The sequence below is a fragment of the Deltaproteobacteria bacterium HGW-Deltaproteobacteria-2 genome, from assembly GCA_002840505.1.
Classification (GTDB): domain Bacteria; phylum Desulfobacterota; class Syntrophia; order Syntrophales; family Smithellaceae; genus Smithella.
Genome location: PHBC01000001.1, coordinates 99,129 through 113,079, shown reverse-complemented (window position 1 = coordinate 113,079; position 13,951 = coordinate 99,129). Strand labels below are relative to the sequence as shown.

Sequence of the window (13,951 nt, the reverse complement as noted above, 5' to 3'; positions counted from 1 at the left end):
TTGTTTTTATTGCTACATAAATAATAATTATGGTGAGAATCTGTCCGTCATGAATATCGCTGATCGCTTTACACAGATAGCCCGGATAAATCAGCAAAAAATTGCAGTAAAATATCCCCGTCGCGCGGGCAATAAGTATAATTATGATACCATCACTTTTGGAAAATTAGAATCTCTGTCCAATAAGTATGCAAACGGTCTTTCTAAAATCGGATTTAGTCGTGGAAGTAAAACTCTTCTTTTTGTAAGACCATCATTAAAATTCCCCGCTCTGGTATTTGCTCTTTTCAAGTTGGGAGTTGTGCCTGTATTGATTGATCCCGGCATGGGCAGAAAAAATCTTCTTGCCGCGATAGAAGAAATAGCACCTGAGGGATTGATTGCCGAACCTGAAGTCCATCTCTTAAGTTTGATTTTCAGCAAAGCCTTTAAATCTGTTAAATTCAAAGTATCGACCAAGGGGCCCAAAACAGGAAATTGCTTTCCTCTGACCCGTTTAGAAAATTCTGCCGCAAGTTTTGTGAGTGCACAACTGGAACCGGATGAAATGGCGGCGATTCTTTTTACTTCGGGCGGAACAGGACGCCCGAAGGGAGTTGTCTATACCCATAAAATTTACACTGAACAAACCCGTCTTCTTCAGGAGCTCTTTGATCTGAACGAGAATGAAATTGATTTGCCGTGTTTTCCGCTCTTTTCTCTTTTTACTCTCTGCATGGGAATGACTTCCTGTATTCCCGATATGGACCCATCCAAACCCGCGAAAGCTGATCCCCGAAAATTACTGAAAAATATCACTGATAATAAAATAACTTTTATGGCCGGCTCGCCAGCAATTTGGGAGACGCTGGGCGATTATTGTGCAGAAAATAAAATCACACTTCCTTCTGTAAAATATCTTGTGATGTTTGGTGCGCCGGTGCGCAATGATCTCCACAAAAAATTCAGTTCGATTTTACCCAATGGTACGACATATACACCTTACGGTGCGACCGAATGTCTGCCGGTTTCCAAAATTTCGGGTAAGATAATTTTAGACCAGACTGCCGCACTTACCGAAAAAGGAAAGGGAACTTGCGTCGGGACGCCGGTACCCGGTGTGGAGGTTTCAATTATTGAGATAAATGATGACATCATTGAAAATATTAAAAACGCGCACCTGCTTGGTTCGTATCAGATAGGAGAAATTATTGTTAAAGGTGACATTGTAACCGCCAGTTATTATCAGTCCCCACTGGAAACAGCTCTGACAAAAATAGCAGACAACAAATCTTTCTGGCATCGGATAGGAGATCTCGGATATATTGATGATCAAGGACGAATATGGTTTTGCGGACGTAAAACACATCGGGTTGAAACTCCTCTGGGATTATTGTGTTCGGTAAACTGCGAGGCTATTTTTAATGCCCATTGTGGAGTCAGGCGTTCGGCTCTGGTTGGTCTTGGAGAAAAAGGGAAACAATCTGCCGCCATAGTTATTGAAAGAAATGAGTTGGGGAAAAAGCTCGACAGGAATGTTTTAGAGAAAGAACTTTTGGACATGGCAAAAAATAACGCCTTAACAGCGCAAATAAAATCGGTTCATTTCTGCGATTATTTCCCCGTTGATGTAAGACATAACATTAAAATTGATCGCTTAAAACTGGCCAGTGAGGTTTTGCGGAGGGGGAAATGAATGTCTTAGTTACCGGAGCGGGTGGTTTTTTGGGGACTCATTTGTCAGAGGGTCTTTTGTCCAAGGGACATAAGGTATGGAATTTCAGCCGAACAAAACATCCGCAACTTGAAGCGATGGGGGTTGATACCCTTTGCGGCGACCTGAGGGACGAGACCGCTGTTGCTAAAGCTTTCCGGGGAATGGACGTTGTCTTTCATGTTGCTTCCCGTGTCGGTATTTGGGGGAAATATAAAGATTTCTATCAGACAAATGTTGTCGGTACTGAAAATGTCATTAAATCGTGCCGGATTAATGGAATAACAAAGTTAATATATACGAGCACGCCCAGTGTTGTTTTTGATTGGGGTGATTTATGCGGAGCGGATGAGGCAGCGCCCTATTCCAGGAGGTTTCATGGCCACTATGCCAAAACCAAGGCAATTGCCGAACAGCTGGTCTTGCAGGCCAATGATGATAAATTAAGCACTGTTGCCCTGAGACCGCATTTGATATTCGGACCTGACGATCCGCACCTCGTTCCCCGTTTGCTCAATGCGGCAAAGCAGGGAAGACTGAAGATAGTCGGAACCGGCAAGAATCTTGTTGATGTTACCTATATACAAAACGCAGTTGATGCGCATCTGCTGGCTTTCGAGAAATTATCTCCCGAATCGGCTTTAGCGGGACAGGCTTATTTTATCGGTCAGGAGCGGCCTGTTGTCCTTTGGGATTTCATTAACGAAATTTTGTCGCGTCACAATCTTCCCCGGATAACGAAGAAAGTGCCTGAAGCCGTCGCTTTTAGTGTTGGATTATTTTGTGAATCTTGGTATAGATTTTTTAGGATTAAAGGGGAACCGCCGATGACGCGTTTTGTGTCACTGCAATTTTCACGCTCCCATTACTTCTCCCATCAAAAGGCTAATGATGATTTTGGTTATATGCCCAGTATATCTATAGAACAAGCACTGGATCTGACAGCAGGAAAATAAAATGCTTCTCAATAAAAACGATAAGATTACACAAAACTACGATGTAATTATAATTGGCGGCGGGTTGGGGGGGATGACTGCCGCCAATAAGCTGGCAAAAAACGGCAGGAAAGTTCTCTTGCTTGAAGCCCATGACAAACTGGGAGGATTCGCCACCTGGTTTTATCGAAAAGGAAGACACATTTTCGATGTTTCACTTCACGGATTTCCCGTGGGAATGATAAAAACCTGCAGAAAGTATTGGAGTAAAGCAATAGCCGATAAGATCATTCAACTTAAAAGGGTTCGTTTTATAAATCCCATGTATCAGTTGGAAACAGATTTTACGGTGGATGATTTCACAAGCAAGCTCATCAATAATTTTAAAGTATCACCCGAGCAGGTTAATAATTTTTTCCAGATCATCATGAATATGAATTATTACGATAATAAGGAGATGACCAACGGCGAACTGCTGGAGGGTTTTTTCCCCGGCAGAAAAGACGTTCATCGTTTCCTGATAGAACCTATTGTTTATGCCAACGGTTCGACTATGGAGGACCCGGCTATCACCTATGGGATTGTCTTTTCCAATTTTATGAGCAAAGGTGTTTATACTTTTGAAGGCGGGACTGATCTTGTGGTCAAGATGATGCAGGACGAACTTCTAAATAACAATGTTGATATTCGTTTGCGGTCGAAAGTAGAAAAAATTGTGATAAAAGATAATGTGTGTCGGGGAGTATTGATTGGTGAAGATTTCATCGGTTCCAGGGCGGTTCTTTCCAACGGAAATCTCATCGGCACAATTTTCAACCTGGTCGGCGCGGAAAACTTTACACCCTCATTTATGGAAAAGGTTAAAAAAGTCAGACTCAACACCAGTTCCTGCCAGGTTTATATGGGAATTAAAGAAGGTGAGGCCCTCGATGATATAGGTGATCTGATATTTTACTCGGAGGCAAAAGAATTTCAGACAGATGAACTACTGTCCATGGATACGACAAGCCGCACCTTTTCCCTTTACTATCCACGACTCAGACCGCAGTTGAAAAATGCCGGATATTCAATAGTTTCTTCCACCAACGCGCGTTACGAAAACTGGGTAAACTTAAGCAAGGAAGAGTATAAAGCAAAGAAAGAAGAGCTGATTAAGGCAACGCTGATAAGTCTGGAAAAAGTTATTCCGGGCATCGGTAAAAAAATTGATTATATCGAGTCGGCAACGCCCCTGACCATCAAGAGATATACTCACCACGAAAAGGGGTCATCTTTCGGAACCAAGCATGAGGGGTTGGAGATTTCCATGGGACTGGACAAAGAAATCAAAGGTTTATTTCATACCGGTTCCGTCGGCATTATTATGTCCGGATGGCTGGGCGCCGCCAATTATGGAGTTATCCAGTCTTACGAAGTGGAAAGTTATTTGGAATCACGGACAGGAACACCAACGTAACCGTGGGATTCCTGCCCTCCGCTGTGCGGGATTGTTCAACTTACCAATTCCGCTACGCTGCGCTTTCGGAATTGGAGTTTCAACAAAAATTAAACTGAGGTGATGCTATGTTTGATTTCAGCAATCAGAGAGTTATCGTCACAGGCGGCACCCGTGGTATCGGAGCGGGAATTTCTTTAGCATTTCTTCAAGCCGGTGCGACGGTTATCTCCACCTATTCATCCAACGATGCTGCCGCTAGTGAATTTAAAAATAAAAATGAACAATATGCGTCAAGAATCGATATTCAAAAATATGATGTTTCTTCTTCAAAAGAGGTCAAAGTTTTTTTCAAATACCTGGATGAAAAATATCCTTCGCTGGAAGTTCTGGTTAATAATTCGGGAATAAGGCAGGATGCGATTGCTGCTTTGATGAGTGATGAACAATGGAAGAATGTTCTGGATATTAATCTTACTGGAACTTTCTACATGTCGCGGGAAATCATATCGCGCTTTATGACCAATCGTTTCGGAAGAATTATCAATATCAGTTCTCTGGGCGGAGATATCGGCTTTCAGGGACAGGCCAATTACGCGGCTTCCAAAGCCGGACAACTGGCGTTGACCAAATCATTGTCCAAAGAGGTGGCGAAAAAGGGAATTACCGTAAACTGTGTTGCACCGGGGTTCATTGATACGGAACTAATCGGTGACCTGCCCGAAGAACAGAGAAAAGAATATCTCAAGATGATTCCGCAGAAACGTTTCGGCAGCGTGGAAGATGTGGCCCATGCGGTTTTATTCTTGGCCAGCAGGCAGGCTTCTTATATTACCGGAACATCCATCAATGTAGCAGGAGGGTTGTAATGGAAATGGAAGATGTTCTTGCCGCTATTCCTCAACGGCCGCCGTTTCTTTTTGTCGATAAGATTATTAGCAAGGAAGGCAATTCCATAACAACGCAGAGGATACTGAGAGAGGATGAATTTTATTTCCAGGGCCATTTCCCCGGCAATCCCATTATGCCCGGCGTTTTGTTGTGCGAAGCCTGTTTTCAGACAGGCGCCATTTTAATGGGGGCAAGCAATCTGCCGGGATTAGGTGTCGTCACACGGATAAAAGATACTAAGTTTAAAAACTTTGCCCGGCCCGGTGATACGCTGACCATTACGGTAACGCTTGATGATAAAATTGATAACGCTTTTTATATGAGCGGAACGATTCGGATAGATGACAAACTTATTTTAAAAATCATATTTCAGGCGGCGCTTCTCCCGCCGGAAAATTAAGAGGTTAATATGGATTTTTTAAAAGTTTCAGAAAAAACATTTCTGGTGACCGGTGTTGCCAATAAAAAAAGCGTCGCTTTCTTCGTCGCTAAAGGCCTGATCGATAACGGTGCGGAGGTAATTTTTTCCGTGCAAAATGAAGAAAATCGCCTCAAGGCCCAAAAGCTTTTTCCTGACAGCACTATTCTAATATGTAACGTGGAAAGTGGTGAAAGTATTCGTCAGTTAGGTGAGTATTTTAAAAAAAATAATATCAGGCTTTCCGGCTTTGTCCATTCCATAGCTTTTGCCAATTACAGCGAGGGAATTAAACCGTTTCATGAAACCAAGACAGAGGATTTTCTTCAAGCAACAAATATTTCCTGTTTTTCACTGGTGGCAATAACAAATGCCTTGAAAAATTCTTTTGAAGAAGAAGCTTCCATTGTCACCATTTCCATCAGCAACACCCGGGCGACCGCTTACGGTTATATGGGACCAATCAAGGCCGCTCTTGATGCCACAGTGGCATTCTTAGCGAAATCATTATCGGAAATATCCAAAGTCAGGGTAAACGCGGTCTGCGCGGGACCATTGAAAACGTCGGCGTCCGCCGGCATTCCGGGATATGTTAATAATTATCTTTTTGCCGAACAGTTAACTCTCCGGAAAGCTGCTCTCAAGACAGAAGAAGTCGCGAACACCCTGATATTCCTTCTTTCTCCAGTTTCCAGCGGGATTAATGCCACCGGTATTGTGGTTGATGCCGGGATGTCCTGTAATTATTTTGATCAACAAATAGTTAATATGGCGACTCGTTAATTGAGTCATAAATATTTTAATAAACTAGCAAAATGGAAATTAGGAGAAATGGGTGCGGATGATATTCCCGTGGCTGTTGCCGCGGGTGAAATCGCCATAAAAGACGGCACAATTAATTATTATGATGGCGAATACGATCAGCAAAAAGTTTTAGAAGGAGTAGAGGGATTGTTTAATAAAAAATAAACTATCCCTCTAACCTTTAACCTTTATTTTACAGTATATCCGCGGCCATCAAGGCATGCTGCCATAGCCCTTTGATAATCCGCCCGTGCCTGCGTTGCCTGATTAGCAGACATTCCCTGGGGGATTACTGCCGTCGGATCGTAATTTGTCTGGTCTGCCGACCATTTATGGCATTCATAACGATCATTGTCCTGTTGTTCCTGGCTCTGGCCTTTACGGGGATAAACAAAAAGTTTATTTTCCATACTTTCACTGGAGGCCGGAGGTTCTTCACTTACCTCGCCCTGAGGCGGCTCAACAACAACATAACCTCCCGGTGTTGACGTGTAATAGGTGTCATTCGCGTAGTAGTAAGGCATACCGTGAAACCATACAGATGTGTAAAAAAGAGGTAGAAATGGGACAAACAATCCAATGGGTGGAGCAACCACGACATATCTTCCGCCATAATGATGGTACCACACTCCGTGATGATGGTAGTACCTCGAGTTATTATGTCTTACTATTCTATGATCTCTGGGAATGCTTCTGAATGATTCTCCGCGTGCCGGATAAGACCGGTTGTGTCTAAAACGAGAATCAACAAAACTTCTTTGCTGAGGGGCAGGCGCCTTTCTGACAGACTGTGCCGGTGCTCGCCCGGGCCCTTTGGATCCTCCCCGTTGCCACGCTTCAGCAAAACCGGAAATACTAATTGCTAACAGCATAATTATGGACAGCGCAATGGCCAAATATTTTTTCAAATTAAAATTACATAGCATGACAGGATCCTCCTTTTTTAGCTATTTTACGGTATATCCGCGAGCTTCCATGCAAGCCGACATTGCCCGGCGAAACTGCAGAGCCATTTTTTCCTTGTGCAGATCACGTGCCTGATCGCGATTCTGATAAGCTTCTTCCATCTGCCTTGCTGATTCCGCACGTGCTGCGTCAGAGATAGCTCCCGCCATAGCACCGCTGGCCGCTCCGATTAAAGCTCCTTCTCCTGAGTGATGATGTCCTCCGATTAGCGCGCCCAAAACAGCTCCGGCAATGGACATGATTACGGTATCATGACCTGGCGGCGGCATGGGCACAACCCGGACGCGCTGTTCGGGAGCAATTGATGACGCGCTAGGATCGAAGCCGGTTTGCTCCACGGCCCAGTTATAACATGCGTAGTGATCGCGCGATTGTTTTTCGGTTGATTGTCCTTTAGTCGGATAAAAATAAATTTGCGTAACGGCAGTAATATTTTGTTGATTCTGTGCGGGTTGCGTAACAACCTGCTCATTCGGGTAGTAATAACAGGAACTTAGCAAGAAAATAGCTGCAAGAAGAAAAAACTTCGACCAATGTATAGATAAGTAGCTTATATTTTTAATTATTTTACTAGCCATAGTTTTTTCTCCGTTTTTTAGTTTGTTGTTATTAACTGGAGATATTATAAGAACAACAATCTTGTATGTCAATGCAATATAAATTTCTGAAAACTTCAATCAACTGTTTTAAACTGTGTCGCAATACTCACATTGGATGAAGTGGTAAAAAGAAATATGCATATTTTTATTGACTTAATTATCAGTATTTATGAAAATAGCATTGGTAATAGTAACCTCTAACAAATACGAGACAACATTTTTGAAAATAAAACATAAGGAGAATCGTTATGAAAAATAAAAGCAAACTGATTCAACTTTTTATCTTTATACTGGCAATTTTCATAGCTGTGCCGATTTACGCTAAATCACCGGACGTTTCCAGCGACAAAGATGTACAGGAAATATTAGAGCAGGGTTGGCAGTTGTTGAGTGTAATGCATAAAGATAAAACCAGTCTTGATAAAGGCATTGTCTTATATAAAAATGCTCTTGAAAAATATCCTCAAAATAAAGAACTTCTATCGTGGAAAGTTGCCGAGATGACCTTTAAAAAGGCTGATGAAGAACGTGATAAGGACAAACGCGAACAGCTTTATAAGGAGACATTAAGTTATTCACAAAAAGCGATACAGCTTGACCCGCAATCGAGCGGAGGACATTACTGGGCCGGGTTGGCATATGTGAGACTAGCCGAACTCTCCGGCATATTCAGTGGCGTTGGATTGGTAAACAAGTCAAAAAGAGAATTTGAAAAAACGATCAGCATCAATCCTGATCACAGATTTGCCATACTGTCTAACGCCGTGCTTGCTGCCATATATTTGGGATTGCCGTGGCCGATGACTGACAATAAAAAAGCCGAAAAATATGCTGAAGAAGCGGTGAAGAAAGATCCGAATCTTACCCTTGCCAGCGTGAATCTTGGTAAGGCTTATGTAAATCTCAAGAAATACAATAAAGGACGGGACGAACTTAACCGATGCTTATCGACAAAAAATCCGACTTATTACTGGGATTCTGAATTATATGACTGGCCTGGGGCCAGAAAGCTTCTCAAAGAAATTGAAAACAAAAAATAACAGACTTATTGCGCTAGAGGCTACTATTTTTTAAGTCATTGATGGCAATGTCCACAACACGGCGGACGTCGTCTATGCATCAAGTCCCTTTAGGATTTTTTATATCACACTGGCAGGTTCCTTGTTTTCTTTCCGCAATAATTCTATCCAACAATGGGGACTGACCATTGTTTTGAAATACGTCTTTTCTTATATCCATTTCAGTGTATTGAAAACAGTAACAGATCATAATACCCCCAATGTCGGACAACGCCTGATGCTCTAAGCTACTAGTGACAGAACACTAGTCAGTTTCATTGGCGTTTTAGTTGGTTTGATCGTCACGCCCATCTTTAAGGCGCCTCATGCTGTGTTCCACCCTGTCCAAGGGTGTCCAGATCGGTCATATGCAATGAACCTGTTTTTTCTTGGAAAGAAACAGGTTGGGAATTGCTGTGATTTCGCATCCGGGATTCCGCACGATTGCTCCAACGATAAGGGAAACACCCAAAATCGCCAAAGCAGCGACACCTATTAGCGTTAATGTATCCACGCCGATGATCCAAATCAAGATAAAGCAACCAATACCACAAAGCACCCGCATAACCAGTCCAAAAAACAACGGCTCAAGAGTTGCTAAAGATCGTTTCTCTGGTTGTGTCATTTATATCCTCCTTGATACTGGAACCTTTAAGAACTTGCTGCCATTATTCATGCCCTTCAACTCAGTTTCTCGACACGGCACGGTACGTAACGATGCAGAGGTGTCGCCAGTAACCGGTCACGATAAGAGTTTTTCGTTAGGCGATTTACATTGATGCCGTAGGCCTTGCCGTTTTGGACAAGGCCGAAGCCATGAGGAATAAGCACCTGTCCTTTTCTTGTTGAATCACTCAGTTCCGCTTCGATGGTCTCAACGCCGGCTTCGGTTACAATTCTTACCTGCTCTCCGTCAGCAATGCCCAGTGCCTGCGCATCTCCCGGATTGATTGCGAGGGTACAGGCACGCTTCCCTTTAAGCCACGCGGCATCGCGCATGAGAGTGTTTGCGACGTTTTTCGTGTGGCGTCCGGCGTTGAGTATAAGAGGATATTCCGGCGAGGGAACAAGCGCTTTCTTTTCCGATTGGGGATCGATACTCTTGAGCCATTCCTCTAATTTTGGAATATAAAGGTTTATCTTTTTATCTTCGGTTCTTACTTCTTTCATGTTGCCTTCAATGTCCAGTTTCCCTATCCACATTCCCTCAGGGTGAGATAATAATTCCTGAAAAAGTTTTTCGCTGAAGCGCACCTGCGGTGTAAGCGCCGCGAAAGGCATGATGCTCCGGTACCGAAGCGCCGCGGTAAATGCGCGTAAAATCTTTTCCGGTTCAAGGAGTATCGAAGCGAAAAAAGGTGCCTTGATGCCAATGCGTGCAGCACTTTTTCTTAAATTGTTTGGCATAGACATAATCACGCCGAAGAGAGTTGCAAGATTCGCCGAATCGTATTTTTTACCGAGGGTCTCAGCCAGAACAAATGGTATAATCTGCAGTGATTCAAATGCTCCCTTGGCTTCCAGTTGCGACCAGAAATCGTCTTTGGCTAACATGATGAGAAGCTTCAGGGGGTTCTTGCCCATAAAGGCGAGAAATGCGAGGGAGTAATCAAAGAGATCCTTATCTTGACCTGCCGCCTCGGTAAGATACGCGGGTATTTCGGGCAAAAGGCCAGTTGCTCTGGCGATACCGGTGTAAATCTGCCCGCATTCTTTTCTTTCGCCTTGTGGCGTTACTACAGGCTGTCTGAATTGAGAATATATTTCAGGGTATGTCCATGGGAAAAATGTGGTATCCCAACTCTCCAGACCAGAACGCGATGGAAGTACGTAATGAGCGAGTGCCGCGGTCTCGGTCATCGACAGCTCGATCACGACAAGGAGGTCGAGCTTCGCGAAAGCTTTTTCGTAGGCAGTGGTGTCAGCGTAGGAGCGCAGAGGATTAGAAGCACAGTTAATGACCGCACGGGGACGTTTCGGATGATCGCTTAGAATCTCTTCAGGTAGGACATTGGGTGGATGGAAGCCGATTACTGCGGGGATATCGGTAACCTGTGTGCGCCATGTTTTTGGATCATCATCGTCAGTGTGCGACCCCAGTGGGATGAGAGTGCCTGTAATGACATTACCGCCGGGAACGCACAGTCTGCCGCACAGCGCTCCCAGAATCATTGCGAGATAGGATACCACCGTGCTGTGCCGGTTCATGAGTATGCCGAGATCAGTGTGAACACACCACTTTCTGACGGACATTTCTCTGCAAAGATTTTTCACATCTTCGTAAGGCACTTCGCACAACTCAAGCGCGCCTTTGATGTCAAAGTTAATGAACCATTCCTTGATACGATCAAATCCGGCAAGATGCGACGCGATGTAATCTTTCTTTTCCCATCCTTCGGCAAGTATGATCGCGATCATGGCCTTGAATAAGAGCGCGTCGGTGCCCGGGCGCAGTGCGAGGTGTATATTGGCAATTTGGGCCGTTTCCGATTTACGCGGATCAATAACTACAAGGAGCTTGTCGGGGTTTTTCGAGAATTCCCTCAACACTAGCGGAGCGCGCGGCATCTGATGACTCTCCATGCCATTCCAGCCAACCGCTACTATCATGTCCGAATGGGTCTCGTCGGGAAACAGAACGCGGTTCTGTCTTCCCACCATCTTTCCGCACACCCAGAAATAGCCGGTTAATTCCTGTCCCAGGGGATTGTAATGATAGCGCGAACCGATTTTTTTCATGAGCGCGCTACCGAAGGCTTCATCCATATGGCAGCCCTGGCCGCCGCCGCCCATGTACACGTATGATTCCGGGCCATGCTTTGCTACAATGGAATTAAGTTTTTCGGATATTTCCGCAAAGGCTGTTTCCCACGAAATCCGGACAAATCCTTCCGCTGTTTTCTTGAGAGGATACAAAAGCCGCCCTTCGTGATCATGGTGAAGGGCCACATTTATCCCTTTGACGCACACATATCCTTGGCTCCGTGGATTATCTTTGTCGCCCTTTACTTTGACGATTTTATTGTCCTGAATTTCAACCTCGAGACCGCAATTTTGCGCGCATAGTACGCAACTGGTCTTTTTCCATTCTCCCATGTCGTTGCCTCCCCGGTAGTATAATGATTGCCGATTTTTTAGAAATTTAATTTATCGTTTCTCTGCGAAAAATATCTTTATTTTCAATCTGTTTTCCGTTCTGAGAAACATTTTTGGTGCATAATAGACCGGTCGTCTATTAATTGTCAAGATTTTTCTTAATTATTATTTCATTATAAATAATTTACTTAACCGCTTTATCATTGCTTCCGCAATAACCTCGTGGCCGCGCTCGTTTGGATAACGGGAATCTGACAAGATTAAATCCTTATTACGGAGATTATGTTCCTCGAGATAACCAGCCCAGTAGATGTGTACAGGAATTAATTCACAATCCAAATCTGAAGCCACAATCCTCAAAGACCTGTAAAAAATATTCACGGCATCCATGTCATGAGGATTATCAAAAGTGTGGGACGTAGCCAGAAAGATAACCGGATGGAAACGCAGGCGTGCCAGTCTGATCATCTGCACAATATTTTCCTGAAATTCTGAGCGGTAAACATACCCGAAAGCATCGTCAACACCGAAATGGATAAGAAGGATATCAGGAACAAAGGCTGAAATATTTTCGTTAAATGTGCCGATGCCGTCAAAAGAAGTATCCTTGTAGCTTGACCTATTAATTACGTCGATCCCTTTTTTAAGGAGGGATTCTCTTAGAATATCCACATAACTTTTGTCTACACCATAACCGGCGGCAATACTTCCGCCGCGAATAAGTAATTTCATGAATTCGCCGTCCAAGTGACATTGAGCAATGAATGAAAGATTTGCTTCCTTGCTTTGCGGTTCTTGCTCTACTCAACCAAGTGCAAATTCACCAATTGGAAGCCATAAATGTTCAAACGAACTCTGTTTTATTAGTTTTTTTACATCATTATTAATTCGACTTAGGATGCACTGTGAACACATAACGGGCCGATATCTTGTAGTCAAAAGAGCTGTAGTTATAATATGCCCTTGCTTCATATTTTCCCGGTCGTGGAGATTTAAAAGTCAGGATGCCCCGTCCCTGCTTGGGTATGTACTGATAGTTTCCCGGTTCAGTGTGCTTGGCGCCTGCGGGGACGATGCATAACCAATCTCTTGAATAGCCGGGCGCGTTGTAAAAATGCACCTTGATCTTTTCGCCATGATTATAGGTGTCCTTATCGGTTTCGACAAAAGGTTTGCCGTCATTAACCGTTCCGTTTTTCTTAAATTCTTTGCGATCCGATGATTGCGAATCGACACCCTTGAACTTAGTCTGCAAAAAAGATGACGCCAACGTTGATTTTGATGTTGATGCTTTTACCGGAGATGATGAACGGCTAGTAAAAATTTTATAGCCGATGGCCCCGATCACAGCGATCAACAGAAGCGCGAGAACCGGCACGAGAATCTTTTTAACAGGTATCGTTTTTCCGGTGCCCTTGCTCGCCGCGTCCACCGCCGTTTTGGGTTTAAAGACGGACGTTTTAAATTCCCAGCCCTCTTCGCGGGCGATGGCTTTGATCACTTCGCGCAATTTGCCGTATTCGAAACCGTACTTGCCCCCAAACAACACCTGCCCATGGATTTTCTTACCGACCTCGATTCCTTTTTGAATGGTCTTTTCACCATGAAAACCGGCATCCATGCCTGCGGAACTTTCCACCATCATTTCCCAGAAAGTCAGAAGTTTCTTTTCTGGTTCGAGCTGAGCCACGGCGTCGTAGTTTATCTTGATTTTTTGAACCGGCGACTGCGTTCCTGTTTGTGAAGAAAACTCGAAACGCTCAGGGTTGATCTCGCGCACCGAAAGGAAATCGTTGGAGAGCGCCAGCAGTTGTTTTCCGATGGAGGAGGGTCTTTCCGTGCTTTCGGCTTTCTTTTCCTCAACACGGTTCCCGCAGTTCGTGCAAAATGCGGCATCTTTTTCCATGGCCTCTCCGCAGGAAGAACATTTTTTCACATTGGCAGTTGCTTCAAGACGATTTCCGCAATTTGTGCAGAATGCCGCACCCAGCTCCATCATTTCTCCGCACGCGGAGCATTTTTTTAAAGGGGAATTTGCCATGGTTTTATTTCCTTT

Annotated in this window: 15 protein-coding genes; 8 read left to right on the top strand and 7 right to left on the bottom strand. The window is 44.0% G+C overall.

All coding sequences use genetic code 11. The features are described 5' to 3' along the window. Positions 1 to 49: 49 nt before the first annotated feature. The 7 genes from CVU62_00530 (at position 50) to CVU62_00500 (ending at position 6,341) form a co-directional block, all read left to right on the top strand. On the top strand, positions 50 to 1,675 hold the full coding sequence (locus CVU62_00530) for a hypothetical protein (GenBank protein PKN38721.1): 1,626 nt from the start codon (positions 50 to 52) through the stop codon (positions 1,673 to 1,675). Then, a complete protein-coding gene (locus CVU62_00525) occupies positions 1,672 to 2,649 on the top strand; it encodes a 3-beta hydroxysteroid dehydrogenase (protein PKN38720.1) in 978 nt (325 codons plus the stop codon). Before CVU62_00530 ends, CVU62_00525 begins: the two co-directional genes overlap by 4 nt. 1 nt (position 2,650) lies before the next feature. Further along, on the top strand, positions 2,651 to 4,084 hold the full coding sequence (locus tag CVU62_00520) for a phytoene dehydrogenase (protein ID PKN38719.1): 1,434 nt from the start codon (positions 2,651 to 2,653) through the stop codon (positions 4,082 to 4,084). Positions 4,085 to 4,191: 107 nt separating this feature from the next. Next, positions 4,192 to 4,932 carry a beta-ketoacyl-ACP reductase gene (locus CVU62_00515; protein ID PKN38718.1) on the top strand — a complete coding sequence of 247 codons (741 nt, stop codon included), beginning with the start codon at positions 4,192 to 4,194 and terminating at the stop codon, positions 4,930 to 4,932. Continuing rightward, entirely contained in the window at positions 4,932 to 5,354 is a 423-nt protein-coding gene (locus CVU62_00510) for a beta-hydroxyacyl-ACP dehydratase (GenBank protein PKN38717.1), read from the top strand. Before CVU62_00515 ends, CVU62_00510 begins: the two co-directional genes overlap by 1 nt. Positions 5,355 to 5,363: 9 nt before the next feature. Then, positions 5,364 to 6,155 (top strand): enoyl-ACP reductase, encoded by a 792-nt coding sequence (locus tag CVU62_00505; protein ID PKN38716.1) that lies wholly within the window; start codon positions 5,364 to 5,366, stop codon positions 6,153 to 6,155. After that, entirely contained in the window at positions 6,156 to 6,341 is a 186-nt protein-coding gene (locus CVU62_00500) for a hypothetical protein (protein PKN38715.1), read from the top strand. A gap of 23 nt (positions 6,342 to 6,364) precedes the next feature. On the opposite strand, the gene CVU62_00495 is transcribed toward CVU62_00500, so the two are convergent. Both CVU62_00495 and CVU62_00490 read right to left on the bottom strand, forming a co-directional pair. Next, a complete protein-coding gene (locus tag CVU62_00495; protein PKN38714.1) occupies positions 6,365 to 7,102 on the bottom strand; it encodes a hypothetical protein in 738 nt (245 codons plus the stop codon). Between the two features lie 21 nt (positions 7,103 to 7,123). After that, complete coding sequence (locus tag CVU62_00490; protein PKN38713.1) at positions 7,124 to 7,720, bottom strand: glycine zipper family protein; 597 nt, start codon at positions 7,718 to 7,720, stop codon at positions 7,124 to 7,126. A gap of 269 nt (positions 7,721 to 7,989) precedes the next feature. On the opposite strand from CVU62_00490, the gene CVU62_00485 reads away from it, so the two are divergent. Continuing rightward, positions 7,990 to 8,781, top strand: coding sequence for a hypothetical protein (locus tag CVU62_00485; GenBank protein ID PKN38712.1), 792 nt, complete (start codon positions 7,990 to 7,992; stop codon positions 8,779 to 8,781). A 79-nt stretch (positions 8,782 to 8,860) separates the two neighbouring features. Here CVU62_00485 and CVU62_00480 read toward each other — a convergent pair whose 3' ends face one another. The 5 genes from CVU62_00480 to CVU62_00460 all read right to left on the bottom strand — a co-directional run bounded on the left by CVU62_00480 (position 8,861) and on the right by CVU62_00460 (position 13,936). Beyond that, a complete protein-coding gene (locus tag CVU62_00480) occupies positions 8,861 to 9,010 on the bottom strand; it encodes a BFD-like (2Fe-2S) protein (protein PKN38711.1) in 150 nt (49 codons plus the stop codon). Between the two features lie 153 nt (positions 9,011 to 9,163). Beyond that, positions 9,164 to 9,424 carry a hypothetical protein gene (locus CVU62_00475; protein ID PKN38710.1) on the bottom strand — a complete coding sequence of 87 codons (261 nt, stop codon included), beginning with the start codon at positions 9,422 to 9,424 and terminating at the stop codon, positions 9,164 to 9,166. A 56-nt stretch (positions 9,425 to 9,480) separates the two neighbouring features. Then, positions 9,481 to 11,895, bottom strand: coding sequence for a molybdopterin dinucleotide-binding protein (locus CVU62_00470; protein ID PKN38709.1), 2,415 nt, complete (start codon positions 11,893 to 11,895; stop codon positions 9,481 to 9,483). Between the two features lie 165 nt (positions 11,896 to 12,060). Further along, on the bottom strand, positions 12,061 to 12,642 hold the full coding sequence (locus CVU62_00465) for a hypothetical protein (GenBank protein ID PKN38708.1): 582 nt from the start codon (positions 12,640 to 12,642) through the stop codon (positions 12,061 to 12,063). 136 nt (positions 12,643 to 12,778) lie between these two features. Further along, positions 12,779 to 13,936: a hypothetical protein gene (locus tag CVU62_00460; protein ID PKN38707.1), complete on the bottom strand. Its 1,158-nt coding sequence runs from the start codon at positions 13,934 to 13,936 to the stop codon at positions 12,779 to 12,781. Positions 13,937 to 13,951: the final 15 nt, after the last annotated feature.